The organism is Ruegeria sp. HKCCD4315 (genome assembly GCF_013112245.1).
Classification (GTDB): domain Bacteria; phylum Pseudomonadota; class Alphaproteobacteria; order Rhodobacterales; family Rhodobacteraceae; genus Ruegeria.
In genome coordinates this window covers 53,217-79,664 of sequence record NZ_WVRN01000002.1, presented here as the reverse complement: position 1 = coordinate 79,664, position 26,448 = coordinate 53,217, and the positions used below count along the sequence as shown (strand labels likewise).

Genomic DNA, 26,448 nt, shown 5'->3' with positions numbered 1-26,448 from the left:
AATGACCATATCCACATTGGATTCCAACGGGCTGTGGCTCGGCCGTATTGAGCGTGCCGGGGTCGGCCCCAGCGTGGTAACACTGCGTAATGGTCGGGTTGTCGATATCACATCTAAAACGGCTCCAACCGTCCGAGACATTCTGGAACGCGAAGACGCAGCGGATTACGTGCGCAACGCCCAAGGTGAAGATATCGGCCCATTAGACGCCGACCACCAATGGCTCGCACCGTGTGATCTGCAAGCGGTTAAAGCCTGCGGTGTCACATTTGCCGGATCCATGGTCGAACGTGTGATTGAAGAACAGGCTGCAGGCGATCCCGCCAAAGCTGACGCGATCCGGGCGCGCATCGGGGGCCGGATCGGGGACAGCCTCTCGAACATTGTTCCGGGATCGGACGCGGCGGCAGAGGTCAAAGAAGCACTGATCGCCGAAAGTCTCTGGAGTCAGTACCTTGAAGTCGGGATCGGCCCCGATGCCGAGGTTTTTTCCAAGGCGCAGGTCCTTTCATCAGTCGGGTTCGGTGCAGAAATCGGGCTTCACCCGATCTCGACATGGAACAACCCCGAACCCGAAATTGTTCTGGCCGTTACCTCACGGGGTGAGATCAAAGGCGCAACGCTGGGCAACGATGTGAACCTGCGCGACGTCGAAGGGCGTTCAGCTCTGTTGCTGAGCAAAGCCAAGGACAACAATGCCTCTTGCGCGATCGGGCCGATGATCCGATTGTTCGATGATGGGTTCACACTGGACGATGTACGGCAAGCCGAACTGACGCTGACCGTCACCGGACCGGATGGGTTTGTCCTGAACGGCAGCTCATCCATGTCCCAGATCAGCCGCGATCCTGCCGATCTTGTGGAGCAGACAATCGGACGTCACCACCAATATCCTGATGGGTTGATGCTGTTTCTCGGCACGCTCTTTGCTCCGACCCAGGACAGGGATACTCCGGGCGGTGGATTCACACACAAACTTGGCGACGTCGTAACCATCGCCAATGCACAACTTGGGGCGCTGACAAACACTGTGCGCCTGTCGACCGAATGCCCCAAATGGACCTTTGGGGCGTCACACCTGATGCGAAACCTTGCCCATCGCGGCCTGCTTTAAGTGAGAACGAACATGTTGACTGGAAAACACCTGATCGCTGGCGAATGGGTCGGCTCAGATGCGACTTTTGCGTCCGAACCCGCGCATGGACCAAGCCACGACTTTTCTGTCGGGACAGCGGCATTGGTCGATAGCGCAGTAGAAGCGGCCGAGGCGGCGTTTGCCACATTCGGGTGGTCCTCGCGATCCGAGCGCGCCGCGCTGCTACGCAAGATCGCAGATGAGATCGACGCGCGCGGGGATGCGATCACCGAGATTGGCACTCAGGAAACTGGCCTGCCCGAAGCGCGTCTGCAGGGTGAGCGTGGCCGTACCGTCGGCCAGCTGCGTCTCTTTGCCGATCACATCGAAGCGGGCGACTATCTGGACATGCGCCATGACCCGGCCATGCCGGATCGCGCGCCCTTGCCCCGCCCCGATCTGCGGATGATCCAGCGCCCGCTGGGTCCTGTTGCGGTGTTCGGCGCGTCGAACTTCCCGTTGGCTTTCTCGGTTTCCGGGGGCGATACCGCCGCGGCAATTGCCGCCGGATGCCCCGTTGTCGTCAAAGGCCATTCGGCCCATCCAGGCACAGGCGAGATCGTGGCTCAGGCCATTGACGCGGCCATCAAAGCAACAGGGGTTCATCCCGGAGTGTTTTCACTTGTTCAAGGCGGCAAACGCGATGTGGGCACGCGTTTGGTGCAGCATCCGCTGATCCGGGCGGTGGGCTTTACTGGCAGCCTTGCAGGTGGACGGGCGTTGTTCGATCTGTGCGCACAACGGGACGAACCCATCCCATTCTTTGGTGAACTGGGTTCGGTCAATCCAATGTTCATTCTGCCACAAGCTGCGGCTGCACGTGGGGCTCAGATCGGCACAGGCTGGGCGGCTTCGCTGACGATGGGTGCCGGTCAGTTCTGCACCAACCCCGGTATCGCTGTGATCATTGACGGTCCGGATGCCGACGCGTTTCAGTCGGCAGCCCAGACCGGGCTGTCTTCGGTCGCTGACCAGACAATGCTGACCGATGGTATTGCCGCAGCCTATCGGGACGGCGTTTCGCGTGTCGCCGCCGGAACAGGTGTTTCTCAAATTATGGGCGCCAGTTGCGCGACACGCGATGCGGCCCCTTACCTGTTCACTGTTTCCGGCGATAACTGGCTGGCCGACAAACAACTGCAGGAAGAGGTTTTTGGCCCATTGGGCATCATCGTGCGCGTAAAAGACGTCTCGCAAATGCAACAGATCGCGCGGGCCATCGAAGGGCAACTGACCTGCACGCTGCATCTGGACGCGGGTGACAAACCCGAGGCTCAGGCGCTGCTTCCGCTGCTGGAACGCAAGGCGGGTCGTCTGCTGGCCAACAGCTTCCCGACCGGTGTCGAAGTCTGCGATAGCATGGTTCACGGCGGCCCCTACCCTGCTTCAACCAACTTTGGCGCGACGTCTGTGGGAACTCTGTCGATCCGCCGTTTCTTGCGGCCGGTTTGTTATCAGGACATCCCAACAGACTTGCTGCCCGAAAAACTGTGAGGCACCAATGACAACTTTCAACCCATCCAACCGACTTGCAGGTAAGACCGCTCTGATTACAGCTGCAGGACAAGGCATCGGCCGTGCAACTGCCGAACTGTTCGTAATGGAAGGCGCACATGTGATCGCCAGCGACATCAACGATGTTTCGCTTGCCGAACTGGGCAGTATTGCGGGTATCGAGCCGCTGAAGCTGGATGTCACCGACAATGAAGCGGTGACAACCGCCGTCGCCGACCTGCCGCACCTCGACGTTCTGTTTAACTGCGCGGGCTACGTCGCAGCAGGGTCAATTCTTGAGTGCCCAGAGAAGGATTGGGATTTCAGTTTCGACCTCAACGTCAAGGCCATGTTCAGACTGATCAGACTGACCCTGCCAGGGATGCTGGAAAATGGTGGCGGATCGATCATCAATATGTCCTCGGTCGCATCGTCCATCAAAGGCGTTCCAAACCGGTTTGCCTATTGCGCGTCAAAAGCTGCGGTCATTGGCCTGACAAAATCCGTGGCAGCCGATTACGTCACGCAAGGCATTCGGTGCAACGCGATTTGCCCTGGCACCGTCGACAGCCCCAGCCTGCATGACAGGTTGCGCGCGACGGGAGACTACGAAAAGGCAATGACCGATTTCATCGCCCGTCAACCGATGGGCCGAATTGGCACAGCGGACGAGATCGCAGAACTGGCACTGTACCTGGCCAGTGACGCCAGTAAATACACCTCGGGTCAGCCATTTGCCATTGATGGCGGCTGGACGATCTAAACGGAAGGACCTTGCAATGAGACTGCTACGTTACGGCCTAACGGGGGCCGAGAAACCGGGTATATTAGCGTCGGACGGCTCTGTTCGCGATCTATCCGGTGTGGTCAATGACATTTCGGGCGACGCTCTTGGCGACGCCGTTCTTGAAAAATTGCGTGCACTCGATGTGGACAGCCTGCCAGCGGTGAATGACGATACGCGCATAGGTCCCTGTGTTGGCAATGTCGGCAAATTCATCTGCATAGGTCTGAACTATGCGGATCACGCGGCGGAAAGCGGCATGGAATTGCCAGCTGAGCCGGTGATTTTCTTCAAGGCCACCTCTGCCATCATTGGACCCAACGACACGGTCGAAATCCCGCGCGGGTCGGTCAAAACCGACTGGGAGGTGGAACTGGGCGTCGTCATCGGCAAAGAGGCCAAATACGTCTCCGAGGCCGAAGCCATGAGCCACGTCGCCGGATACTGCGTGGTCAACGATTTGTCCGAGCGGGACTTTCAGCTTCATCGCTCGGGCCAGTGGGTCAAAGGAAAATCCGCAGACACGTTCGGCCCGATTGGCCCTTGGCTTGTGACACGTGACGAAGTGCCTGATCCTCAAAACCTGGCGATGTATCTTGAGGTGAACGGGCACCGCTATCAGGACGGGTCGACCAAAACGATGCATTTTGGCGTTGCAACGGTGGTCTCACACCTGTCGCAGTTCATGTCGCTGCAGCCCGGGGACGTGATCTCAACAGGAACGCCTCCGGGTGTTGGTATGGGCCAGAACCCTCAGGCCTATTTGAAACCCGGTGACAAGATGGAACTTGGCATCGAAGGTTTGGGCGTACAGCGACAGGACGTTGTGGCCGGGTAATCCAAAAGCGTCCAGCGGCACCCAAAACATTCGTTCAAGTAAACCCCGGACCACGCGTTCGGGGTTTTGTCTTTTCATAATCACATTCGATTGCTTGCCTCGGCGAACTGGGCGGGCCCGGCATATCCCGACTGAAGCGAGACAGACCTTAATGCTTAATTTTTAGACTACATGCTGCGGGTGTGTTCAAAAATTGAGCTTCCCGGACGAGCTTTGATCAAAAAACAGCCCATGCGGATAGAGTTTCGACACCCAAGCGGTGAAATACGCCTGATGTTCACGACGTGAAAGCCGCAGCCATCAATCAGTTCGCCCCCATACCGCCTGCGTCACATGCGACGCCGCCGCGCGCCGAAGGGCGGGTTACACTGTCCGCCAAGCTGTTTCGGGGGCGCAGCGTAATCGATCGTCTGCGGCAGGCGGGTTCGTTCAAATGCCTGTTTCCACGGGGACACGACCCCCTTCTGAATGCGGTGCTTTTGAACACGGCCGGAGGAGTAACCGGCGGCGACGCGTTCCACTTTTCGGGCCACGCCGGTGAGGGCACGGGCCTGACACTAACAACTCAGGCCTGTGAACGGGCGTATAAAGCAAAACCCGGTCAGACGGCGCGGATCGTCAACACCCTGAGCGTCGGGCCGCAGGCGCGACTGAACTGGCTGCCGCAAGAGACGATCCTGTATAATGGCAGCGCGTTGACACGGCGCTTGCAGATTGACCTGGCCAAGGACGCCTCGGCGCTAATAGTCGAGCCTTTGATCTTTGGCCGCGCAGCGATGGGCGAGACACTGACCGACATCCGCCTGAGCGATCGGATCGAGATTAGGCGCGACGGGGTCATGGAGTTTCTGGACGCCACCCGTTTCACCGGCGACCTGGCCGCCCATCTGGCCAGACCCCATATCGCCAATGGCGCGGGTGCCATGGCACTAGTCGCGCTTGCCTCCCCCACCGCCGAAAGCCAACTGGTCCCGATCCGCAAGATGTTGCCAGATACAGCCGGGGCCAGCCTGGTCCGGCCCGACCTGCTGGTGATCCGGCTGCTGGCCGAAAACGGTTTCACCCTCCGCAAAAGCCTGTTGCCCCTGCTGCGGCGACTGAACACCGACACATTACCCCGATGCTGGATGCTCTGACATGAACCTGACACCGCGTGAGAAAGACAAACTGCTGGTCGCCATGGCCGCCGAGGTCGCCCGCAAACGGCTGGCTCGCGGCGTCAAACTGAACCACCCCGAGGCCATCGCCCTGATCACCGACGCCGTGGTCGAAGGCGCGCGCGATGGCCGGTCTGTCGCTGACATGATGCAGGCCGGGGCCGAAGTGATCACCCGAGACCAATGCATGGAGGGCGTGCCCGAAATGATCCACGAGGTGCAGGTCGAGGCCACTTTCCCCGATGGCACCAAACTTGTGACCGTCCACTATCCCATTCGCTAAGAAAGGACCACAGTTATGACACGTATGCTTTTCCCCGCCCTGATCCTTGCTGGCCCCGCTGCGGCCCATACGGACACACATATCCACGCCCATGCCACAGACTACGCCGCGTTGGGCGTTGGCCTTGCTGTTATCGCGCTGGCCGCACTGGTCGTGATCACGAAGCTTCCGAAATGATTCCTGGCGAGATCATACCTGCCAAAGGTTCACTGACGCTCAATGCAGGGCGCAGCAGTCGTCTTGTTGTTGTCGCCAATACGGGTGATCGACCGGTGCAGGTCGGCAGCCACTACCATTTTGCCGAAGCGAACTCTGCCTTGGATTTTGATCGTTATGTGGCCTTGGGGATGCGATTGGACATCCCGGCAGGCACTGCTGTGCGATTTGAACCGGGTCAAACGCGCGAAGTTATGCTGGTACCCTACGACGGGCGCCGCCACATCTATGGTTTCAATGCACATATTATGGGGGCTCTGAAAGATGCCGGGCAAGATCAGCCGGAGTGACTATGCCTCCATGTTCGGCCCAACGGTCGGCGACAAAGTACGATTGGCAGATACCGATCTGATTATCGAGGTCGAGAAAGACCTGATCGTCGAGCGCGCAACAGCTGCGCGTTTCAGCGAAACCGGCCACCGCGAAGACGTCTATGGCGAAGAGGTCAAATTCGGTGGCGGCAAGGTCATTCGTGACGGGATGGGGCAGTCTCAGGTCACACGCGCCGAAGGGGCGGTGGATACGGTGATCACCAACGCGCTGATCGTCGATCATTCCGGCATCTACAAAGCGGATGTTGGGCTGAAAGACGGGCGCATCGCCAAGATCGGCAAAGCCGGAAATCCCGATACGCAGCCCGGCGTCGACATCATCATCGGCCCTGGCACCGAGATCATCGCGGGCGAGGGTCGCATTCTGACCGCAGGCGGGTTCGACAGTCATATCCATTTCATCTGCCCACAACAGATCGAAGACGCGCTGCATTCCGGCCTGACCACGATGCTGGGCGGCGGCACCGGACCGGCGCATGGGACACTGGCGACCACCTGCACACCCGGCCCCTGGCATATCGGGCGGATGTTGCAGGCAGCGGACGCGTTTCCGATGAATCTGGCCTTCGCAGGCAAAGGCAACACCTCATTGCCCGCAGCACTTGAAGAACAGGTCAAAGCCGGTGCTTGTGCCCTGAAACTGCACGAAGACTGGGGTACGACCCCCGCCGCCATCGATTGCTGCCTGTCGGTCGCTGATGCAATGGACGTGCAGGTGATGATCCACACCGATACGCTCAATGAATCGGGCTTTGTTGAAAACACCGTAGCCGCCATGAAAGGCCGCACAATCCATGCGTTCCACACCGAAGGCGCAGGCGGCGGCCACGCCCCGGACATCATCAAGATCTGCGGTGAAAATCACGTTCTGCCGTCCTCGACCAATCCTACGCGGCCCTTCACCGTAAACACGGTCGAGGAGCATCTGGATATGCTGATGGTCTGTCACCATCTCGACAAATCCATCCCCGAGGACGTGGCCTTTGCCGAAAGCCGCATCCGGCGCGAGACTATAGCGGCCGAGGATATCCTGCACGACATGGGGGCTTTCTCGATCATCGCGTCTGACAGTCAGGCCATGGGCCGCGTCGGAGAGGTCTTGATCCGCACGTGGCAAACTGCGGACAAGATGAAGAAGCAGCGCGGGCGTCTACCCGAGGAAACCGGTGAGAACGACAATTTTCGCGTCCGTCGTTACATCGCGAAATACACCATCAACCCAGCCATTGCCCATGGCCTGAGTCACGAAATCGGAAGCATCGAGGAAGGTAAACGCGCTGATCTTGTTCTTTGGAATCCTGCTTTCTTCGGGGTGAAACCAGAGATGGTTTTGCTGGGTGGCACAATTGCCTGCGCGCAGATGGGGGATCCGAACGCATCGATCCCTACGCCGCAGCCAGTTTACAGTCGCCCTATGTTCGGCGCGTATGGGCGATCGGTAGAAAACTCGGCGATCACTTTTGTCTCGCAAGCAGCCTATTCAGACGGGCTTGGTGATACACTGGGATTGGCAAAAAAGACCGTCGCCGTCCAAAACACGCGAGAGATTGGCAAACAGGGTCTTTTGCTGAACGACACGACGCCTCATGTCGAAGTCGACCCGGAAACCTACGAGGTCCGGGCAGATGGCGAATTGCTGACCTGCCAACCCGCCGAAACGCTGCCAATGGCGCAACGATACTTTTTATTCTGACCAAAAATTGTGCTGCGTTGCGACACGCGCAAGGCGGAAATGACCAAACACTATCTACTGAGTGAGGCCGATATGACAAATATTAAACCCCATGGGAGGACCAACGTTTACGAGGGTCCAAATGGCACATTCAACAACACATACGACCGCGCGCTTTTCGCTGCCCGGTTTGATCGCATCCGTCGGGTCGTCGATTTACTCGGCTCTGACCAGGCTAGCCGAAGCCCAATCACGCGTCCGGCAAGTCGAATTCCTGCAATCGCTCAGCGACGAGGAATTGAAAAAACGCGGTCTGACACGCGAACGGATCGTGCACCGGGTCTTTGCGGATTCAATCTGGCTCTGACCAACACTTCTACAGAGGAGGTACTGGTATGACCGCCCTGCTCTGTACTGCGCATCGTTATTCGGATCACACACATGGCGATCCGGCAGATTGCTTGTCTTTGACTTACGATGACCGGTTTTTGCGCCGCAAGGTTCTGACCTGTGAAAGCGGTGAACAGATCCTTATCGATCTGGCACAAACGACGTCTTTGAACCACGGCGGCGCATTGGTTCTGGATGATGGGCGCGAAGTGGAGATACAGGCCGCACCCGAAGCGTTGCTTGAAGTAAAAGCGCCGGACCTAACGCGTATCGCATGGCATATCGGCAATCGCCACACGCCCTGCCAGATCGAAAAGGATCGACTTTTGATTCAGGTCGATCACGTTATCCGGGACATGCTGTTGAAAATTGGCGCATCGGTAAAAGAAGTGCATGAACCGTTCACCCCCGAAGGCGGAGCCTATGGCCACGGCAGGACCCATGGCCACACCCACTGACGCTGACATTCTGACGCTAACCCAATGGTTGTCTCCTGCCTATCCTGTCGGGGGGTTTGCCTATTCGCACGGGCTGGAAGCGGCGATTGACGCGGGAACTGTCGCGAATTCTCGGGATACCGAAGCCTGGATCTCAGATGTGCTTGAACATGGCTCTGGGTGGAATGACGTGTTGTTTCTGGTGGCTGCGTACAATGCGCTGGACAAAGATGAGCTCATCAATACCGATAGCATCGCGCGGGCCTTTTGCGCGACATCCGAAAGGCTTATGGAAACCGATCTACTGGGTCAGGCATTCGGAAATGTCACGAAGGGCGTTTGGGAACTGGACCTTGGACAGTTCACATATCCGGTCTCTGTCGGTCAGGCTGCAAGATTACAAAACCTTCCTGTTGCGCTAACAACCAAGATGTTTCTGCAAGCATTCGCAAGTAACCTTGTCGCCTGTGCAACTCGCCTCGTGCCACTGGGGCAAACTGATGCCCAAAGCGTGATCCGCCAGTTGACGCCGCTGTGCGCTCAGGTTGCTGCAAGGGCACAAAAGGCGAGTCTGGACGAATTGGGCTCTACCGCGTTCCTGGCAGATCTGGCGTCCATGAAACACGAAACACAGTATTCGAGGATCTTTCGCACATGACCAGTATGAACGGCCCACTTCGCGTCGGTATCGGAGGCCCGGTCGGAGCCGGAAAAACCACTTTGACCGCTGCTTTGTCCGAAGCACTGCGTGATGTTTGTTCTGTGGGTGTTATCACCAATGATATTTACACGCAGGAAGACGCCGAGGCACTGATGCGCATGCAAGTTTTGCCGCGGGACAGGATCATCGGCGTTGAAACCGGCGGTTGCCCTCATACTGCAATTCGCGAAGATGCCTCGATCAATTTGGCGGCCGTTGCTGAAATGCAGACACGCCACCCCGATCTCGACGTGGTGTTGATTGAAAGCGGTGGCGACAATCTGTCGGCCACATTCAGCCCGGAACTGGCGGATTTAACCATCTACGTCATCGATGTCGCGGCGGGTGAGGAAATCCCCAGAAAAGGCGGACCGGCAATCACGAAATCGGACATCCTGATCATCAACAAAACCGATCTGGCGCCGCATGTTGGCGCTTCGCTGGAGGTTATGGAACGTGATGCTAAGAAAATGCGTAAAGGACGACCTTTCTTGTTCTCGTCGCTTCGACACAGAAATGGGGTCGACGCAATCGTGGATCTGCTGGTGAAAGGAGGAGGTCTGGGGATTTCGAAAGCCAAGTAATTCCGGTGACAAACAAACACAACTGTCCACGCATAAATCCGGCTCGAAATACCCCAGGCAAAATCATGGTGACATTTTCCGGATAGGTTCGGTCGCAGATTCTAGGCTCAGGACCCATTGATTTCCGCTGTACGGCGCGTTTCACGGCAGTGCAAAACGAAACGGTGGTTTGTCTGATCTATTCTGGCCAAACGGCGATCAGACGGCTGGTCTGGAGCCCTTTCTTCCAAATCCCAGGGTAAGCCTAAAGCTGATACCAACGACGGAACCGCCCCTCTCGGGACGGTACTGCGCGATGCACTGCCGGGCAATGATTTGAGATCATGTCCGGTAGGCTGAAGGATTGGTGGCGCGTAGCGATACGCCACGACGGATGCCCAAAGGTCTGTCCAGAAACCGTTCTCGCTTCGACCGTCATTTATTGGTTATGAAACCTGACCCAAACCAACGCAGCAGCAATAGACGTTGCCAAAATCGACGGTTGGTTCATCAAAATGACGACATGTCTTTTAATATCCATTCATTATTGTTTGGTTTCAAAATCTCTCAACACCCGGAATCCAAGTGCCGTGGTTTTACCCTCAGGTGGGTTGAAGCCACGCACAGAAAGGTTGGCTGGTTTGGGGAAGGTACACCAAGGAGCAAAATGGCATGAGATATGGTGGCAACGAGTCATCCAACCCTAAGCGAGTCGGGGTGGTCGAAATGATGCCGCGATTGCTCCGAGTCCAACGCCGAAGTGTAAAAGGCACACTTCGCCAGCCAGCTACGGACGACAAATTTGACCATCCGCGAGGGGTTGAGTTTTCTCCAACCGGACGGTTAAGCTCTGAGTCCCCAACAATTCAATTGCATGACCCTTTTCCGTGAAATCCTGTCTCAATGCTTCTGGGAGGTTCCAAGTTGGAAGAGTTTAGCAAAATTAACTTAGGTCTTCTGGCAGCTGTATTCATCTCACATGCACTGATTGCTACCCCTCTTGAAGCGCAGGAGGCCGCCCCGGTGACCTATGCGCTGGAAGCAAACGTGGTTTATGGACAGGGGGTCGTGACGAAAGAGGGTAAGGAGGTTTCGCGCGATTTGTGGATGGACATCTATCATCCGACAGAAGCCACGGCCATGCCGCGACCTGCTGTGATCCTCACCTTCGGCGGCGCATTCCATCGCGGCAGTCCGCGACTTACGTTTCAATCGGGTGGTGCTCAGGATACCTCGATGGGCAATTATTGCCGCCGTTTTGCCGCGCGGGGCTATACGTGCTTTGCAATCGATTATCGGCTGACACCCGAAGGGCCTGTGCCATCGGGTGAAGGTTATCAAACAGATTGGATCGCGCCAGACAGTCTGTTGCCACTATTGTCCCAAGCCAACCACATTCGGGGCACTATGGACCTGCCGCCGCTTGATTTCAGCGTCCCCGAACAAGAGAAGACAATGGTTGATGGTGTGATCTCGGCTGCCGAGGATTTGCGCGAAGCGGTACTGCATATCCGGGACTCCGCGGCCGCTTACAACATCGATCCGAACCGTATTGTACTTGGAGGGTTTTCCGCAGGCGCAGTGACGTCTTGGAATGTTGCACATGGTATGGGAGTTCCTGTCTCTGGTGTTTTTCTCCTCTCGGGCACAGACGCCGGGTTTGACGTGAACAAGGCGGTTACAGCTTCGTCAGACAGACCGCCGATCCTCATGTTCATGGGTCAGTATGATCTGCCGGGCGCGTTGTCTTCAGTTCCCCTCTTGGTCGCTCACTACGAAAATGTCGGCGTGGAGCATGAGTTTGCGTGGGTGCCGGGCTTTGGCCATTTCTATCCTGCTGGTGCAGCCAGTTTGGGCAGCGATGCCTTGAGCATGTCCGTGGAAGGACGGATCGCCGAGTTCCTCGAACGTGTTATCGGCAACGGGCGGTGACGCAGAGCTTAGTTGTTGTAGGTGGCGGTTGACTGTCGTTTGAACAATAGTCGCCTTGAGAAACGTCAGCTTTTGCACAGACTTTGACTTCTTCAGCAATCAAATTTCGCTATTGCAGTGAATATCTCCTCTGACGGACCGTACCGCGGTGACAATATTCGTTGTCCTAACTGACAATTCGACCCTTGTTCCAAGCTATGCGACGCGCGCGAAAGGCAGATAAGCTTGGTGTCTCCATGACTGGTGCTCCGATCCGCCAAGCTTTCCGTTAACGAAAGCCCGATGTTGATGCAGGCGTCATAACACAAGATGCAGCGCCGCCGCCGACGGCAGCAGTGAGCCCGTAAACGCACATTCGATTGGACAGAGTATGCCAAACGATGTGAGCCGAGGGGTTGCTAAGCATTAGTCGTGACCAACGAGAGTTCTTTGGCCTCAGTCCTCGGGAGTATACCAAATTGGCGACGTGTAAGCGCGTTCCTGTGTTGACGTGGGCACGTCGGCAGGCAATTCGTCTCCAAACCGAACGGCGTCGTAAATTGTCCACCTCGGCGTGGGGATTTCCAAGACGCGGGCATAGTAGAAAGCCCGCACTGAAGGATCGAATTCAGGGTCCGTCCAAACAGTGATCAGCTCTGGAGACCCTATCGAATTGGTGAACGTACCCGTTGCAACATCCACAGTGTTCCCTACTGCTGGAAGGTTACCGTCCGCATCGGGTTCTCGGTCTCCTGACCAAGCCACGTCATAAACCCGCTCTTCAGTTTCGCCGCTGGCATTTAACCAACCTTTCACGATCTGAACGCGGTCTAGATTGCCGGAGAACGGATCTTTCAGCGCGGCAACCAAGAATGTTGGTGCGTCTGCGCCTTCTGTCGCGTCTGCGAGGTCCCCACCCATCGGAACGCCTTTTTCGTATCCGATTTCTGCGGGCAAACGAGATCTTGCATCAGCTTCTGTAAAGTCCCAACCACCAAAGAAACGAACCGCGATGCGACTGCCGGTTGTCCCATAGACCTCTTTCCGCTCCATTGCATCGAATATTGCTTCGCGCGTGTTGTCCTGAGCCCAGACCGCTGCATAGCCAGAAGCTGCCATCTCCCATCCAAGAATTCTTGTTGCTTCAAACTCACCAACAACATGTTGCCAACGACCGGTCTCTGGTTCGACGCCAGAGTGTTTGCCAAAGAAATTGTCTTCTTCCGCCGTTGCCAAAGCCGTATGGCTGTCGGTCGATCCCACTACTCCGAATTTGTATGGATTGGTGCCGAGCTGAGCCTCTAGCTTGAGACCGTTCTTCAATGCCTCACGCGCATATTCATATTGGAGCATCCAGTCTTCTTTGGGCGTTGGACCCAGGTTGGATTTATCCCAAGTTTCATAGTCTGCGAACTCATCGTTAGGGCTTAGAAACGGATGTGTTTCTCCGTCACCTTTGATTTGGGTGATTTCGTACATTGGTTCCCACTTCGCGCGCCGTTCCGCATAGTCACCTGTCAACGGCTCACCCGTTTCCGGGTTGGTTTCGACCGGGAACATAAGACCGTTAGAGACGTTGCCGTTGTGGGCAAGGGCCAGCACACGCCCGCCAGTCTCTTGTTCATATGTTTCCATCCAGTCCCATAACCGTTCCGGATTAAAGGTTTCTGCGGTCGTGAAAGGCAGCATCTGCCGTGCGCGAATGGCATCATCCCGGTAGATCACGTTGCGGTGGAGGTTGTTGCCAGCTTCGGTGGACGTCCATTCATATCCAATGAACGCTGTGAATGTGCCGGGGGCGTTGTGATGATCCGCAGTTTGCGTGAACTCGTCCCAGACGGATTGTACGAACCTGCGATCTGAAACGGCTTCGGGAAGAGCGTCCCCGGTGATGCCAGCGAAGGTTTCGATAACTTCCATTGTTGCGCCAAGCGCGACGTCCCCCCCAGCGTTGAGGCGTTCGTGCCAGTCTCGAAGCGTCGGGTCACGCATCAGCGTGGAGTTCCCCGCAACGATCTCATTCATAGCGCCCATGGCGTCAGAGTGATCAGATACGACAAGCCAGTCGAGCGGTCGCGACAACTTCACGCGCAAACCGTGCGACGTGGTGACTTCCTCACCTCGCGCAAACCTATAGGCATCGTCGGGGCTCAGAATGACGCCAAATCCGCGGGCGTCGAGCGAGTTTGACGTGTGCAGGTGAGTGTCACCCCACAGAGGTCGTGTAGGAAAGTCTCGACCTGCATAGGGTGAGAAATCGGCGGGCGCGGGTTCACGCATATCATCGACCGATATGGTCATCTCTCCAACTTGCCCGCCTTGTGCGGCCTCTTGAGCATTTGAAGGGCTTGTTATGAATGCTGCGGAAACGATTGCTGTCGATGTCGTCAGAAAAAACTTCATTTGAACCTCCCAGCCGAGCTGAACGCCAGCCTATGGCAACATCTGAGTGGGCTGTTCGTCAAGGAAAACAAAGGTTTTTCTTAGTTGATCACAAGGGATCCCGGAGGAGATTCGATTGATCGCTGATTGTAGCTTCGCCCGTAACTTGACGCCCAGGTGCTGCTTCAAAGCTCTGTACCGAATGGTCGTTCTTGACGATTGGTGACTTGGTTCGTCAGTCTTGAGCACGTGATCTTGATCGGAGCCGCTGTCATGAAATGGTTTTCTCGCACATTCCTACTTTGCCTATCTCTTCTATTTGCCACGGTCGCTTCAGCTCAAGACAAACCCAACATCGTATTCATATTTCTAGATAATTTTGGCTGGGGCGAACCCGGATTCAATGGAGGCGGCATAATCCGTGGTACAGCGACCCCGGAGATGGACGACCTGGCCGCGGAAGGATTACGACTCACGAACTTCAACGTTGAAAGTCAATGCACGCCGTCCCGTGCAGCGACTATGACCGGTCGGTACGGCATTCGGAGTGGCAATCATACGGTGCCACTTGGAGGTGGCGTCTACGGTCTGACCCAGTGGGAAATCACAATGGCCGAGATGCTCAAGGAAGCAGGGTATAACACGGCCATGTATGGCAAATGGCACCTTGGCTGGACCGAGGGACGCTATCCAACGAATCAAGGATTCGACGAGTTTTACGGCGTTGAAACCACTGATGTCACAGTCTGGCGCTCGCTGCCGGGCTTTGCCGAAGCCAACATGGAAGAACCGGTTGTGATGCAGGGTGTTGCAGGTGAACCGGCGACAGTAGCGCGCGACTATGATCTGGATTATCGCGGCGAGATAGATGGCGACCTGACAAAGAAAGCCATTGATTTCATCGAAACCAAGAGCGGGGAAGATGCACCATTCTTCATCTATCTTGCCTATACGCAGACCCACTATCCAAACATCGTGTCCGAAGAATTTGATGGCGCTACGGGAAACGGCGTTTGGGCTGACATTCTGCTTCAAACAGATAGCTATATCGGACGCATCGTTGATGCGCTTGAGGATGCTGGTGTTTCCGACGAAACGGTGGTGATATTTACTGCTGACAACGGCCCCGAAGCTCTTCCGGTTGGAAACGCAAATGTCTCGCCGGTTCCTGCAGTACATGGTACAGCCGGGCCTTGGCGCGGTACTCTGTTTACCAGTCTCGAAGGAAGCATGCGCGTGCCTTTTGCGATCAAGTGGCCGGGGAAGATTCCCGCTGGTTCGGAAAGCAATGACGTTGTCCACTCGATGGACCTTTATCCAACACTGGCCGCGTTTGCAGGCGGCAAGGTGCCTGATGACAGGGCCTTTGATGGCATCGACCAGTCCAAGTTCTTTCTGGGCATCCAACCGCGTTCTAACCGAGAAGGCGTGATCGTCTACATGGGCGAGCAGATATTCGGCGTCAAATGGAAGGACTGGAAAGTCCTGTTCAAAGAGAACACAACGGCTTTTGGTGCGACGAAGTCTTTCGATACACCACGGGTCTACAATCTTCTGAATGATCCACACGAGCGTGAAAGCGTACTTTTCCCTTACACATGGGCGGTCGAAAAGGCGCTACCGCAGTTGCAGGAACACATCGCAACGTTCAAAGAACACCCTCCAATCCCACCCGGAACGCCGGATCCCTACGAACCTCCCAAAAACTGAATGGGACGACGCGCCGACAACCGCGAATGGGATCACTGGGGCGACAACGGCGTCTGTTCTGGGCAATGACACGCTGAACGGGTCTGTTCTGAACCCGGCGGATGTCTTACTGGGCACCTCAGGCACTGCGAAGGACGACGTAACAACGCTGGGTCTGGACGTGACCCCGGTGGCGGGCTCGGTAACGATGAACGCGGCGGGCGAGATCATCGTGGCTCCGGGAACGTATGTCTTCACCTACGAGATCTGTGAGACGTTGAACCCGACGAACTGCGACACGGCGCAGGCAACGGTTGTAGTGGATGCGGCGGTGATCGACGCGGTGGACGACGCGTCGACGGCGGTGAATGGGATCACACGCACAACGACGGCTTCGGTTCTGGGCAACGACATGTTGAACGGATCGGTTCTGAACCCTGCGGACATTTCGCTGGGCACCTCGGGCACGGCGAATGACGGCGTAACAACGCTGGGTCTGGACATGACCCCTGCGGCGGGCTCGGTGACGATGAACGCGGCGGGCGAGATCGTGGTGGCGCCGGGCACGTCAGCGGGCACATATGTCTTTACCTATGAAATCTGCGAGACGCTGAACCCGACCAACTGCGACACGGCGCGTATCAGTGTGGAAGTGTCGAACCCATCGCTGATCGACGAGATTGCCGAGGACCTGATTGCAGTTCTGGAGGATGATCGCGACACGACCGTCGAATTGCAAAGCCAGCAGGCTCGTGATTTTGCCACTGGCGCACTGGATCGCCTCAGACAACGCAGCGCGCGTCAATGTGCGGCCGCCGTGAACGATCATCTGAACGACAGACCGATCCTGTTTGATACCGACAAGGCGCTCATCAAACCGGAAAGCGACCCCATTCTGGATGAGATCGCCGAGATTCTAGGAAGCTGTGAAGGCAGTGCCTTCGAGATTGCAGGTCATACCGACAGCGACGCACCGGATGCGTATAATCTGTCGCTCAGCCAACGGCGGGTCGATGCGGTTTTGCAAGCTTTGAAAGGCCGTGGCGTGGACACCGTCGGGTATCGCGCACGCGGCTATGGCGAAAGCCGTCCGATTGACACAAACGCGACGGCACAAGGCAAGGCACGCAATCGTCGGGTCGAGTTTGTTCCGATCGAAGCGCAGGAACAGTACGACACCTGCAAGAACACAAGGGACCGGGACCATACCTTCAACCTGCAGGCCAACGGCTCGGACGTGACGATAGATGGTGGGTTGTTCCACCAGAATTACAACTGCGCGCGCGATATATGGGAAACCATCGAGGGCTCATTGAACTTCCTCGAGACCGATAGCGGCCTGTCACAAACCCTGTTGAACCTGTCCTACCGTCGCGAGCGCATTGTCAGCGACAACAGGGTACACGGTTACTTTGTCGGGATTTATGGAAGCACCGGCGACGTGACCAGCAGGGCAAATGGCGAAATCCAGGGCTTTGGTATCAATGCCGGTGTCTTCGGTGCGAACCGGTTCAACAACGGTCTGTATCTCGACTATTATCTGGGTGGTGCCGTCGGCCGTCACGAATTTGATCTGGATTTCCAAAGAAGCTTTGGCACCATCGCGGCATCCGGCGATTACAGGTATTTTGCCGGGTTCGCGGGTGTAGCCCTTTCGGGTGAGATCGAACGGGAAGTCTATCGTTTCGTACCGCGCGCGGGGATCGACTATGCCTATTCGCCTTCGGTAGACGTGGATGTGGTTGCACGGTTCCAAAGCATTTCGGAATCGGGGTTGGTCGAGCTGGCCTCGCTGACCAACACGCGGCTCTTTGCAGAACTGAGGATCGAGCGTGAGGTGAACAGCGGCGCATCGCTTCTCGCCTTCACCCCGGTCGTGGCTTGCTACGCCTCGTCGGGAAACTTCGACAATGCCTGTAACATTGGCGCCGAGCTTGAATATGAAAGCTTCAATGAAACGGCAAATGGCTGGCAGCATGGCGTTCGCATCAGCGGGGAGCGTGGAGACGGCTTCACGGCCCTGTCCGTTGCCGCCGACGTGTCGCGGCGATTGCATGTGGGGCAGGTCAGCGCCCGCGCCGGTGTAGATGCGGCAGGGTATTTGAGCCTGGGCGGTGAGTATGAGCTGAAGTTCTGATACCGCGGGGCATGAAGTGTCCTTGGGCTTTGGAATGACTGAGAAATGCAATGGTTAGGCATTACCTAACCTCAAACCACTATCCGTTCGGCCCTTTGGGCCGAACAGCTATTGACGCGGAAGTCGATGGACGGCGTCGTAGGGCTGTTCCATAAATGTATTCATACAAAAGTGAGCAAATAGCAGATCTCAGACGGTGAGACTAAATGGAACGATCGGAGTTCGTACAAAAGGGGGCCCACGCCATCTTGCATGGGTTTCAGGCCAAGCCCGTTGAATTCTACTTTGTTCTTTTGCCCAAGGTCACAATGCTTGCAGTGAACGCTGCCATTGAGCCGTTAAGAATTGCCAACCAGCTCACCAACTCGGAACTCTACCGCTGGTACACAGTTTCCCCAGGAAAACAGGTCGTTCAGGGTGCCAATCTGATGCGCCTTTTGCCCGATCTGTCGCTGGAAGATGTCCCCAACGACGGAACGTGTTTCATTTGTTCCGGCGTCGAACCGGAAGAGACAATCGATAAGTCCGTGACCAACTGGGTGCGGCGGCGATGGTCCCACGGTCATCCGGTCGGCGCCATTTGTACCGGAGCATTTACTCTGGCCAGGGCTGGTGTGCTTAGGAACAGGAAATTCACGCTCCACTGGGAAAACCAGCCTGCATTCCGCGAGGTCTTTCCCGATCTTGCGCCCTCGCCCAACTTGTTGGAAGTCGACGGTCCTTTGTATACCTGCTCCGGCGGGACCGCATCGCTGGACATGATGCTGCACGCCATAGCCAACCAACATGGCAATGAGCTTGCCAGCCTTGTGGCCGAGATGTGCATCCACAATCGCCCCGGTGAACTGAACCCAACGCAACGAACAATGCGCTCTGCGCTAATCGGAAGTCGCAATCCAAAGCTGGCTGCAGCAATCACTTTGATGGAAAACAACATCGAAGCCCCACTTTCCTTACCGGAAATCGCTGATCAGGCCGGTCTGTCGCGACGTCAAATGGAACGATTGTTTGCGTCTCACGCCAATCAATCTCCTGCTATGTTTTATGCTGATCTGAGGTTGTCACACGCTTACGCTCTGTTGTCCGGAACGAGTCTTTCAGTGGCCGAAATCAGTGCGGCCACAGGTTTCGAAAGTGCCAGTTCTCTATCCAAACGGTTTCGGAGGAAGTACGGGCTTTCACCTCATCAGTTCACCCGCAGCTGGAAAATGGGAAATAGCTAACTTTTTGTATTCCGTGGCAATTTTGGAGAGAATTTACCTTTGCTAAACCGATGACATTGCTCCTGTGAGCTACGGCATCGAGGTATCGGACGAACGGTGTGTTTAGGTCGAGATTGCATCGGCCAATGGCTGCTTTCGGCGCTTCGCTACCACTTGCAGAAAGAGCAGCAATCTGAAGACATGGGCTCTCTACCGACCTGAGCTGCGAGAAGCTTGGGCTGCAGGGCGATGGACAAACCAGACTTTTGCGGTTGCACAAAACATGTCAACTTAATGCTTGATCCCCAACCTGAGCGTCCTGATTTCTGAATGCGCACATGTTCTATTTGGCGCTCATGCTTCCCAAGGAGGCTTCGCGCCGATCTCCGCGATCAGAAAGTCCATGAACACCCGCACTTTGGGGGATAACACGTTTGACTTAGGATAGATCAGCCACAAGACGTTGTCTTCCGCGGCTTCGAAGTATGACAGAACCCGTGTCAACTGACCTGATTTCAGGTGATCATGCACACTCCATAGGGCGTTCAAGGAAATACCGGCCCCGGCCAGCGTAGCGCGGACTTGGCTTTGGCCGTCATCGATAATTAGTTGACCCTTGGCCGATGCGGGATCGAAAATTGCGGTTTCGCCTGCCGATCCGGTCAGCCGGCGCCGTTGGCGATTTTGGAAAGCGATCAGGTGGTGGTTTGTAAGATCGCCAGGTGTTTTTGGGGTTCCGTATTTGTCGAGGTAGTTCGGCGCGGCACACAAAATGCGCCGGTCATCAGCCAGTTTCCGGCCTTTCAGACTGGTGTCGACAAGCGGCGCGTTCCTAAGGGCCAGGTCATAACTCCCTTCGATAAGATCGAACTGGACATCCGACAGACGCAAGTCGAGCGTGAGATCGGGGTGTTGTTGCAAAAACTTCGGCAAAATCGGCGCGATGTACAATTGAGCAAAAGAGCTGGGCGCAGCGAAGCGGAGTGTGCCTCGGATGGTAGCAGCTTGCTTGCCTAGAGCAGCAAGTGCGGCCTCTTCCTGCGCGATGATTTCTTTTGCGAAAGGCAGGAAATCGACACCTTCCACTGACAACGACACTTTGCGCGTTGTTCGATGCAACAGTTCGGAACCCAAGTTTTGTTCCAACTTGGCGAGCTTGGCGCTCGAGACGGCCGGTGCCATGCCCAATGCGCGCCCCGCAGCGCTGATGTTCAATATTTCTGCTGCTCTTACGAACAATCGCAGCGCGTCTGTATCAAACCCCATTATACACAAAACCCGAATTATAAATCCCTAATTAGGCAGTTTATATTGAATTCGATCAACGTTAAATCCCTTTCATCGATGCAGCACAGTATAAGACGGAGGCGCAAATGACGCGGACAGCCACAGTCAACTACCACGTTCACAAGCCCTATCGGCAAGCCTTTGAACTGGATGCAGGCGGGATTGCGGGTAACCTGATTTCCCCCGAACTGGCCTCTACAACCGTTGCGTTGGAAGATACACGCGCAACGACCAAAACAATTGACTTTGAATCCGACGCGGTTAAATTCGTGCGTCTTGAAACGCAAGTGCAAGACTTCGCAGGTGACGACTGGATACAGACCTACGACGCTGAACTGACAGCGATGCTCTTGGACAGACTGGGCGCGCGCGAGGTTGTGGTTTTTGACCATACCGTTCGGGTAGATGACCCGGAAGCAACACGTAAACCCTCGCGCAACGTCCATAGTGACTACAGCAAGAGTGGAGCCGAAAAACGCCTTGTCGACCTGTTAGGCGCAGAGACCGCAGAGGAATGGGCGCGAGGTCATTATGCCTTTGTCAACGTATGGCGTCCTGTAGAGCATGCGATCAATTCGGCACCCCTGGGTTTTGTACTCCCGTCGTCTGTCGACCCGTCTGACTGGATTCTAATTGACCTGATCTATCCCAACCGAAAAGGACAGATCATGGGACTGGTAGGAAACCCGAACCATAAGTGGGTGTATCAGTCCAAGATGACACCGGGTGAAGTCGCGATCTTCAATATCTACGACAATCACGGCCTGCCTTCGATTGCGCATGGCGCGCTTGATATGGTCGAAGACCCAAACGTCACGACTATTCGCAAAAGCATCGAGAGCCGCATTTTGGTGCGCTATTAAAGGGGCATAGACATGTTGGATGAAATGCAGCCTACTGAGTTTGCGCAGATCAACTTGGCATATAACAGGGTGTTTCGTCCCGGACGGTTGAGCATTGGCCTTGTATTGCCGCTCGAATCTTACGCCGTCGGAGCAGAGCCGACACTGCGGGGGCATCTGGAAGCTGCTCAGAAAGCCGAAAAGCTTGGGTTTGCAGCACTTTGGCTACGCGACGTGCCCTTCAATGTTCCAAGCTTCGGTGATCCCGGGCAGGTTTTCGATCCGTTTGTCTATCTGGGCGCGCTCGCAACGGCGACGGATCGGATTGCACTTGGAACGTCGAGTGTGATCCTTCCATTGCGCCACCCCGCACATGTCGCCAAGGCAGCGGCGACGGCAGATGAGCTCTCGGGTGGGCGATTGCTATTGGGTATCGCTTCTGGCGATCGGCCCGAAGAGTACCCTGCGATGAACCAGAGCTACGACGACCGGGGCGCGCGTTTTCGTGATAGCGTGGAATACATCCGCGCGGTCGGATCGGCTTACCCGAAGCATGAAAATTCACAGGGCACCCTGTCCGGAGGGATCGACCTATTACCAAAGCCGCAAGGCGCGCGCTTGCCGATACTCATTACCGGCGGCAGCCAGCAAACACCCGACTGGGTGGCGCAAAACGGGGACGGCTGGATGACTTATCCGCGGAACGCGGCGGCCCAGGGTCAGGTCATCGCGGATTACCGGAGGCGTTTGCAGGCAGCCGGTCAACCGGACAAACCGGTCATGCAATCGCTTTACGTTAATGTCGTGGCCGATCGTGCTGCACCTCCGCGTCCGATCCACCTTGGGTTTCAGTCCGGAACGGATTTCCTATGCGAATATCTGCGCGAGATTAAAACGCTCGGGGTCAATCACGTCGCGCTGAACCTGAGGTTCAATCAAGCACCCATCGACGCAACTCTCGACCATCTGGCGGACGTTGTGCTGCCTCACTTTTCCTGAAGGATCTTACCGATGACCAAGACTATTCTTATCACTGGCTCCACTGACGGCATTGGCTTGCTCACGGCGAAGAAACTGGCAGCCGAGGGGCACAAGGTACTGCTGCACGGACGCAGCGCCTCCAAATTAGAGCGCGCCGCCGCCGAAGTTGTTGGCGATGTTGAAACCTATTCTGCTGATCTGAGCGATCTGTCCGCGGTTCGAAAGCTGGCCGACAACATACGCGCCAAACATGACCAACTGGATGTGCTGATCAACAACGCAGGTGTGTTGAAAGCCCCGCAAACCGTGCTTGAGAACGGGCAGGACATTCGCTTTGTCGTCAACACGCTTGCACCGTATCTGCTGACCGAATTGCTGTTGCCGATCATGCCCGCCGACGGGCGCGTTGTGAACCTGTCGTCAGCGGCGCAGGCCCCGGTCAACATTCAGGCTATGCTGGGCCAAGTCCCGCTGGCGGATATGGACGCCTATGCGCAAAGCAAGCTGGCGATCACCATCTGGACCCTAGAATGGGCCAAAGCGCTAACCGATGCGCCGATGATGGTCGCTGTAAATCCCGGATCATTACTCGCCTCAAAGATGGTGCAAGAGGGCTTTGGCATCTCAGGGAACGACATGAACATCGGCGCTGATATCCTGACTGATGCAGCCCTGGGTGAGCGGTTCGCTGACGCGTCCGGCGCCTACTTTGACAATGACAGCGGTGATTTTGCAGATCCACACGTTGCTGCACGCGACAAGGACCACGCCGCCGAAGTCATGAACACCATCAAATCCTTGATCAGCCAAACGGGCTGACCCAAGCGGCGCGGCCGCGCCAAACACATTCACCTTTACCTCCCCCCACCCCCTCGCGCGTATCGCGTCGAGGCCCAAGAAAGGGCTGCCTGATGAAATATGAGAACTTTCAAACTTTTAAGGTCGCCGTCGAAAACGGCATCGCCACGGTGACATTCGACTTCGGCTCTGTGAATGTGCAAGGCCAGGAAATGTTGGCCGACCTCAACAGCTTGGCCATGCGACTGGAGCGGGACCGCAACACCAAGGTCGTGATCTTTCAATCCGCCAATCCGGAAATCTGGGTCTGCCATTACGACACCGACCTGCTCAAGGACATGTCGACCGAGGCGGTATCCCGGCAGGATGCACAGCTTCTGGACCTGCAGTCGGTTTGCGAACGGATAAGCAAGGTGCCGCAAGCCACTATCGCTAAGCTGGAAGGGTTTGCACGCGGCGGCGGGCACGAGCTGGCGTTGGCGCTCGACATGCGCTTTGCCGCGCGGGGCAAGTACAAATTCATGCAGATGGAGGTCGGCATGGGCATCCTGCCCTGCGGCGGTGGTGCCTCGCGCATGGCGCGTCAGACCGGTCTTGGCAAGGCGATTGAGATCATCTTGAGTGCGCAGGACTATGACGCAGACGACGCAGAGCGCCTGGGCACCATCAACAAGGCGCTAGAGCCGGATGAGATTGGTCCCTACGTGACCGCGTTGGCCAAGCGGATCGCACAATTCCCAGCCGAGTCGATCAATGCCTGCAAGCAGATGGTTTATGAATCCATCGACAAGCCGATTGATGAGGCGCTGAAGGCCGAAGCCTATTGGCTGTATCAAGCCACCAGCAAGACCCCTGCGGTCAAACGATTCACCATAGCGGATGAACAAGGTCTGGAACACGACATCGAAAACCAGCGCAAATGGGGCGATCTGGTGATGCAGGTGCAGGACATCAACTGACCACTCTTCAACACAATGAACTCGTCAGGCGTGCGTGGTTTCCGCGTGGGCCCGACACACTCTCTCTCAAAAGGAAAATCCCAATGAAAGCACTGGTTCTAAGTTCTTACGGACCCGATGCACCGTTCGAGCTTGTCGAAATGCCCGACCCGGTCGCGACGTCTGGGCATGTGGTCATCAAGGTGGCCGCTGTCAGCGTCAACACCGTCGACACAATGATCCGAAGCATGGGTGCAGACCTGCCTCTGTCTCCCCAATTGCCAGCCGTGCTTGGCATGGATTTTGCTGGCACGGTCATTGCAATTGGCGACGGTGTGACAGGTTTTGCCGTAGGCGATGAGGTGTACGGTTGCGCCGGCGGTTTGATGGACCTGCCAGGCTCTCTGGCCGAGTACATCAATGCGGATGCCCGCCTGATTGCACACAAACCCAAGTCGCTGACCATGCGGGAAGCCGCAGCGCTGCCTCTCGTCGGCATCACCGCCTACGAAGGGCTGTCCCGCACCGGTGTTGGCGAAGGCCAGACCGTTCTGGTCCACGGCGGTGCAGGTGGCGTGGGCCATGTCGCGGTCCAGATCGCCCGCCACCTTGGTGCAACCGTGTCCGCTACAGGTCGCGGCGCAGATCACATGGCCCTGATCGAAGGTCTCGGTGCCCGAGCTGTGGATTTCACCACGGAAAAAGTCGAGGATTATGTGGCCGAGCATACCGGTGGCATAGGTTTCGATGTAGTGTTTGACAGCGTGGGCGGGCCGAACATGACGAACTCGTTCAACGCGGCCAAACTCAATGGCCATGTCGCCTCGACGGTCGCGATGGTCGAGATTGATTTGACGCCTGTCCATTTCAAAGGCCTGTCACTGCATGTCGTCTTCATGCTGCTCCCCATGATGCATGACGTCGGGCGGCAAACCCATGGCGACATCCTGAAGTCACTGGCAGATTTGGCGGATACGGGCGCACTTAAACCAATTGTTGATGAACAATTGTTTGGATGGACTGACGTCGGTGCCGCTTATGCGCATCTGACAAATGGAACTGCGGTCGGGAAAGTTGTAGTAGAACTGTGACCTGATCCGCTTTGGATTGGTGCGCGACTACAATCTTGCGCACCGGTTCAAAATGGCCTGCAATTGATGTCGCCCATCGTTAGGATAACTGACTTTCTTAGCAACCAAATACGCCGAAAAGCCAACTGGGTTCAAAGTGGCAAGCAGATCTAAACTAAATTGGTCATGAGCGTAGACCTGAACAACCTGCGTTCAAACTTGGTGGGCGTTGAGCAGAAAAAGATGTGTGAATTGTTGCGCTCACATCGCCTGCTTCAATTCAGCTCAGGGATCTTCTGGAATTTTCGCGCGATGAAATCCGTGAATGCCCGCACCCAGGCGGGTGGCGTGCGTGACGGCGAGCGGACAGCATGAATGCCCCATTCGGGCACAACGAAATGGTCCGGCAGAACTGGCACCAAGGCGCCCGAGGCAAGGTGCTCATCAATTTCCCACCGGCATTTTCGCGCGATGCCAACGCCGGTCAGCGCGGCCTCAGTCACGGCTTCGGCCAGATTGGTGGCGAAATTGCCCGACACTTTGACCTCTTCGATGCGGCCATCCGGTCCGCGCGTGACCCAGTTGCGCAGATCTGATCGGATCAGGCAGTTGTGGTGTTCCAGAGCAGCCGGCACCTGCGGCGTGCCGTAACGCTCAAGATAGGTCGGGGCCGCAACGGCGATGCGGGGACTTTCCCCGATACGACGTGCTTTCAACGTAGACGGCGTCAGGTTCCCCAATCGGATGGCGAGGTCGAAGCCGTAATCCACGATATCAAATGGTGCATCACTCAGATGCAAGTGTAGTGAGAGTTTCGGATAGAGGTCCAGAAACTCAGCAACAAACGGAGCCAGATACTTTCGCCCGAACGAGGCTGACCCGGCCACGCGCAACGTCCCGCCGATCGCATGAGGATCGCTTTGCAGGTCGGACAAGGCGTCCTCGACATCCTGCAGAATGCGTTTGGCATGGACCAGAAACGCCTCTCCGTCCACAGACAGCGAGACGGATCGCGTGGTACGGTGCAGCAACTGGGTTCCGACAACCGCCTCAAGATCCTGAATGCGCTGCGAGGCGGCGGTTCGTGACAAACCAAGTTCGGTACCCGCTTTGCCGATGGCACCCAATCGGGCCACGCGCACGAACAGTTCCAGCGATTTCAGATCGAAGTCCATTATCCCGAATTAGGGAATTGTGAAGCCGCAAACAA

The 26,448-nt window shown here is 56.4% G+C and carries 24 protein-coding genes and 1 pseudogene; 22 read left to right on the top strand and 3 right to left on the bottom strand.

Going from position 1 to position 26,448, the window contains the following annotated elements:
- The first annotated feature begins 1 nt into the window (after window position 1).
- The 14 genes from GS646_RS18360 to GS646_RS18295 all read left to right on the top strand — a co-directional run bounded on the left by GS646_RS18360 (window position 2) and on the right by GS646_RS18295 (window position 11,933).
- Window positions 2–1,114: a fumarylacetoacetate hydrolase family protein gene (locus tag GS646_RS18360; protein WP_171187300.1), complete on the top strand. Its 1,113-nt coding sequence runs from the start codon at window positions 2–4 to the stop codon at window positions 1,112–1,114.
- Between the two features lie 12 nt (window positions 1,115–1,126).
- Window positions 1,127–2,629, top strand: coding sequence for an aldehyde dehydrogenase (NADP(+)) (locus GS646_RS18355; RefSeq protein ID WP_171187298.1), 1,503 nt, complete (start codon window positions 1,127–1,129; stop codon window positions 2,627–2,629).
- Between the two features lie 7 nt (window positions 2,630–2,636).
- Window positions 2,637–3,392 carry an SDR family oxidoreductase gene (locus GS646_RS18350; RefSeq protein WP_171187297.1) on the top strand — a complete coding sequence of 252 codons (756 nt, stop codon included), beginning with the start codon at window positions 2,637–2,639 and terminating at the stop codon, window positions 3,390–3,392.
- Window positions 3,393–3,408: 16 nt separating this feature from the next.
- A complete protein-coding gene (locus tag GS646_RS18345; protein ID WP_171187295.1) occupies window positions 3,409–4,251 on the top strand; it encodes a fumarylacetoacetate hydrolase family protein in 843 nt (280 codons plus the stop codon).
- Window positions 4,252–4,535: 284 nt separating this feature from the next.
- Window positions 4,536–5,387: an urease accessory protein UreD gene (locus GS646_RS18340; protein ID WP_371732112.1), complete on the top strand. Its 852-nt coding sequence runs from the start codon at window positions 4,536–4,538 to the stop codon at window positions 5,385–5,387.
- Between the two features lies 1 nt (window position 5,388).
- A complete protein-coding gene (locus GS646_RS18335; RefSeq protein ID WP_171647947.1) occupies window positions 5,389–5,691 on the top strand; it encodes an urease subunit gamma in 303 nt (100 codons plus the stop codon).
- Window positions 5,692–5,706: 15 nt separating this feature from the next.
- Complete coding sequence (locus GS646_RS18330) at window positions 5,707–5,868, top strand: hypothetical protein (RefSeq protein ID WP_171095443.1); 162 nt, start codon at window positions 5,707–5,709, stop codon at window positions 5,866–5,868.
- Window positions 5,865–6,197 (top strand): urease subunit beta, encoded by a 333-nt coding sequence (locus tag GS646_RS18325; protein WP_171187293.1) that lies wholly within the window; start codon window positions 5,865–5,867, stop codon window positions 6,195–6,197. The genes GS646_RS18330 and GS646_RS18325 overlap by 4 nt, the downstream gene beginning before the upstream one ends.
- Window positions 6,172–7,932, top strand: coding sequence for an urease subunit alpha (gene ureC, locus GS646_RS18320; RefSeq protein ID WP_171187291.1), 1,761 nt, complete (start codon window positions 6,172–6,174; stop codon window positions 7,930–7,932). The genes GS646_RS18325 and ureC overlap by 26 nt, the downstream gene beginning before the upstream one ends.
- Before the next feature lie 121 nt (window positions 7,933–8,053).
- Complete coding sequence (locus GS646_RS18315; protein ID WP_171647951.1) at window positions 8,054–8,278, top strand: hypothetical protein; 225 nt, start codon at window positions 8,054–8,056, stop codon at window positions 8,276–8,278.
- Between the two features lie 28 nt (window positions 8,279–8,306).
- Window positions 8,307–8,759 (top strand): urease accessory protein UreE, encoded by a 453-nt coding sequence (gene ureE, locus GS646_RS18310; protein ID WP_171187287.1) that lies wholly within the window; start codon window positions 8,307–8,309, stop codon window positions 8,757–8,759.
- On the top strand, window positions 8,725–9,396 hold the full coding sequence (locus tag GS646_RS18305) for an urease accessory protein UreF (protein WP_253746638.1): 672 nt from the start codon (window positions 8,725–8,727) through the stop codon (window positions 9,394–9,396). The genes ureE and GS646_RS18305 overlap by 35 nt, the downstream gene beginning before the upstream one ends.
- Window positions 9,393–10,022, top strand: a complete 630-nt coding sequence (ureG, locus tag GS646_RS18300) for an urease accessory protein UreG (protein WP_171187284.1) — start codon at window positions 9,393–9,395, stop codon at window positions 10,020–10,022. The genes GS646_RS18305 and ureG overlap by 4 nt, the downstream gene beginning before the upstream one ends.
- A 903-nt stretch (window positions 10,023–10,925) precedes the next feature.
- Window positions 10,926–11,933, top strand: a complete 1,008-nt coding sequence (locus tag GS646_RS18295; RefSeq protein WP_171187282.1) for an alpha/beta hydrolase — start codon at window positions 10,926–10,928, stop codon at window positions 11,931–11,933.
- Window positions 11,934–12,368: 435 nt separating this feature from the next.
- On the opposite strand, the gene GS646_RS18290 is transcribed toward GS646_RS18295, so the two are convergent.
- Window positions 12,369–14,315 carry a DUF3604 domain-containing protein gene (locus GS646_RS18290; RefSeq protein ID WP_171187279.1) on the bottom strand — a complete coding sequence of 649 codons (1,947 nt, stop codon included), beginning with the start codon at window positions 14,313–14,315 and terminating at the stop codon, window positions 12,369–12,371.
- A gap of 252 nt (window positions 14,316–14,567) precedes the next feature.
- On the opposite strand from GS646_RS18290, the pseudogene GS646_RS22990 reads away from it, so the two are divergent.
- The 3 genes and pseudogenes from GS646_RS22990 to GS646_RS18280 all read left to right on the top strand — a co-directional run.
- Window positions 14,568–15,821: pseudogene (locus GS646_RS22990) on the top strand (sulfatase-like hydrolase/transferase); the annotation flags it as partial.
- 46 nt (window positions 15,822–15,867) lie between these two features.
- Window positions 15,868–18,120, top strand: a complete 2,253-nt coding sequence (locus GS646_RS22845; RefSeq protein WP_216601662.1) for an OmpA family protein — start codon at window positions 15,868–15,870, stop codon at window positions 18,118–18,120.
- A gap of 206 nt (window positions 18,121–18,326) precedes the next feature.
- Window positions 18,327–19,343, top strand: coding sequence for a GlxA family transcriptional regulator (locus GS646_RS18280; RefSeq protein ID WP_171187276.1), 1,017 nt, complete (start codon window positions 18,327–18,329; stop codon window positions 19,341–19,343).
- 333 nt (window positions 19,344–19,676) lie between these two features.
- Here the strand turns inward: GS646_RS18280 and GS646_RS18275 are convergent, their stop codons facing one another.
- Window positions 19,677–20,588, bottom strand: coding sequence for a LysR family transcriptional regulator (locus GS646_RS18275; RefSeq protein WP_171187273.1), 912 nt, complete (start codon window positions 20,586–20,588; stop codon window positions 19,677–19,679).
- A 107-nt stretch (window positions 20,589–20,695) separates the two neighbouring features.
- Here GS646_RS18275 and GS646_RS18270 point away from each other — a divergent pair, with 107 nt between their 5' ends.
- From GS646_RS18270 to GS646_RS18250, 5 genes are all read left to right on the top strand, one after another.
- Window positions 20,696–21,472 (top strand): CmcJ/NvfI family oxidoreductase, encoded by a 777-nt coding sequence (locus GS646_RS18270; RefSeq protein ID WP_171647953.1) that lies wholly within the window; start codon window positions 20,696–20,698, stop codon window positions 21,470–21,472.
- A 12-nt stretch (window positions 21,473–21,484) separates the two neighbouring features.
- Window positions 21,485–22,450 (top strand): LLM class oxidoreductase, encoded by a 966-nt coding sequence (locus GS646_RS18265; protein ID WP_171647955.1) that lies wholly within the window; start codon window positions 21,485–21,487, stop codon window positions 22,448–22,450.
- Window positions 22,451–22,462: 12 nt separating this feature from the next.
- Window positions 22,463–23,251, top strand: a complete 789-nt coding sequence (locus GS646_RS18260) for an SDR family NAD(P)-dependent oxidoreductase (RefSeq protein WP_171187267.1) — start codon at window positions 22,463–22,465, stop codon at window positions 23,249–23,251.
- Window positions 23,252–23,343: 92 nt separating this feature from the next.
- Complete coding sequence (locus tag GS646_RS18255; protein ID WP_171647957.1) at window positions 23,344–24,189, top strand: enoyl-CoA hydratase/isomerase family protein; 846 nt, start codon at window positions 23,344–23,346, stop codon at window positions 24,187–24,189.
- A gap of 83 nt (window positions 24,190–24,272) precedes the next feature.
- Window positions 24,273–25,259, top strand: coding sequence for a zinc-dependent alcohol dehydrogenase family protein (locus GS646_RS18250; protein ID WP_171187263.1), 987 nt, complete (start codon window positions 24,273–24,275; stop codon window positions 25,257–25,259).
- A 254-nt stretch (window positions 25,260–25,513) separates the two neighbouring features.
- On the opposite strand, the gene GS646_RS18245 is transcribed toward GS646_RS18250, so the two are convergent.
- On the bottom strand, window positions 25,514–26,413 hold the full coding sequence (locus GS646_RS18245) for a LysR family transcriptional regulator (protein ID WP_171647959.1): 900 nt from the start codon (window positions 26,411–26,413) through the stop codon (window positions 25,514–25,516).
- Window positions 26,414–26,448: the final 35 nt, after the last annotated feature.

What these genes read in the sequence shown, in the direction of transcription:
- GS646_RS18245 (WP_171647959.1), bottom strand. Translation starts at nt 26,413, where the DNA reads ATGGACTTCGATCTGAAATCGCTGGAACTGTTCGTGCGCGTGGCCCGA.
- GS646_RS18360 (WP_171187300.1), top strand. Translation starts at nt 2, where the DNA reads ATGACCATATCCACATTGGATTCCAACGGGCTGTGGCTCGGCCGTATT.
- GS646_RS18255 (WP_171647957.1), top strand. Translation starts at nt 23,344, where the DNA reads ATGAAATATGAGAACTTTCAAACTTTTAAGGTCGCCGTCGAAAACGGC.
- GS646_RS18265 (WP_171647955.1), top strand. Translation starts at nt 21,485, where the DNA reads ATGTTGGATGAAATGCAGCCTACTGAGTTTGCGCAGATCAACTTGGCA.
- GS646_RS18305 (WP_253746638.1), top strand. Translation starts at nt 8,725, where the DNA reads ATGGCCACGGCAGGACCCATGGCCACACCCACTGACGCTGACATTCTG.
- GS646_RS18275 (WP_171187273.1), bottom strand. Translation starts at nt 20,588, where the DNA reads ATGGGGTTTGATACAGACGCGCTGCGATTGTTCGTAAGAGCAGCAGAA.
- ureE (WP_171187287.1), top strand. Translation starts at nt 8,307, where the DNA reads ATGACCGCCCTGCTCTGTACTGCGCATCGTTATTCGGATCACACACAT.
- GS646_RS18350 (WP_171187297.1), top strand. Translation starts at nt 2,637, where the DNA reads ATGACAACTTTCAACCCATCCAACCGACTTGCAGGTAAGACCGCTCTG.
- ureG (WP_171187284.1), top strand. Translation starts at nt 9,393, where the DNA reads ATGACCAGTATGAACGGCCCACTTCGCGTCGGTATCGGAGGCCCGGTC.
- GS646_RS18250 (WP_171187263.1), top strand. Translation starts at nt 24,273, where the DNA reads ATGAAAGCACTGGTTCTAAGTTCTTACGGACCCGATGCACCGTTCGAG.
- GS646_RS18260 (WP_171187267.1), top strand. Translation starts at nt 22,463, where the DNA reads ATGACCAAGACTATTCTTATCACTGGCTCCACTGACGGCATTGGCTTG.
- GS646_RS18335 (WP_171647947.1), top strand. Translation starts at nt 5,389, where the DNA reads ATGAACCTGACACCGCGTGAGAAAGACAAACTGCTGGTCGCCATGGCC.
- GS646_RS18270 (WP_171647953.1), top strand. Translation starts at nt 20,696, where the DNA reads ATGACGCGGACAGCCACAGTCAACTACCACGTTCACAAGCCCTATCGG.
- GS646_RS18330 (WP_171095443.1), top strand. Translation starts at nt 5,707, where the DNA reads ATGACACGTATGCTTTTCCCCGCCCTGATCCTTGCTGGCCCCGCTGCG.
- GS646_RS18355 (WP_171187298.1), top strand. Translation starts at nt 1,127, where the DNA reads ATGTTGACTGGAAAACACCTGATCGCTGGCGAATGGGTCGGCTCAGAT.
- GS646_RS18290 (WP_171187279.1), bottom strand. Translation starts at nt 14,315, where the DNA reads ATGAAGTTTTTTCTGACGACATCGACAGCAATCGTTTCCGCAGCATTC.
- GS646_RS18345 (WP_171187295.1), top strand. Translation starts at nt 3,409, where the DNA reads ATGAGACTGCTACGTTACGGCCTAACGGGGGCCGAGAAACCGGGTATA.
- GS646_RS18325 (WP_171187293.1), top strand. Translation starts at nt 5,865, where the DNA reads ATGATTCCTGGCGAGATCATACCTGCCAAAGGTTCACTGACGCTCAAT.
- ureC (WP_171187291.1), top strand. Translation starts at nt 6,172, where the DNA reads ATGCCGGGCAAGATCAGCCGGAGTGACTATGCCTCCATGTTCGGCCCA.
- GS646_RS18315 (WP_171647951.1), top strand. Translation starts at nt 8,054, where the DNA reads ATGGCACATTCAACAACACATACGACCGCGCGCTTTTCGCTGCCCGGT.
- GS646_RS18280 (WP_171187276.1), top strand. Translation starts at nt 18,327, where the DNA reads ATGGAACGATCGGAGTTCGTACAAAAGGGGGCCCACGCCATCTTGCAT.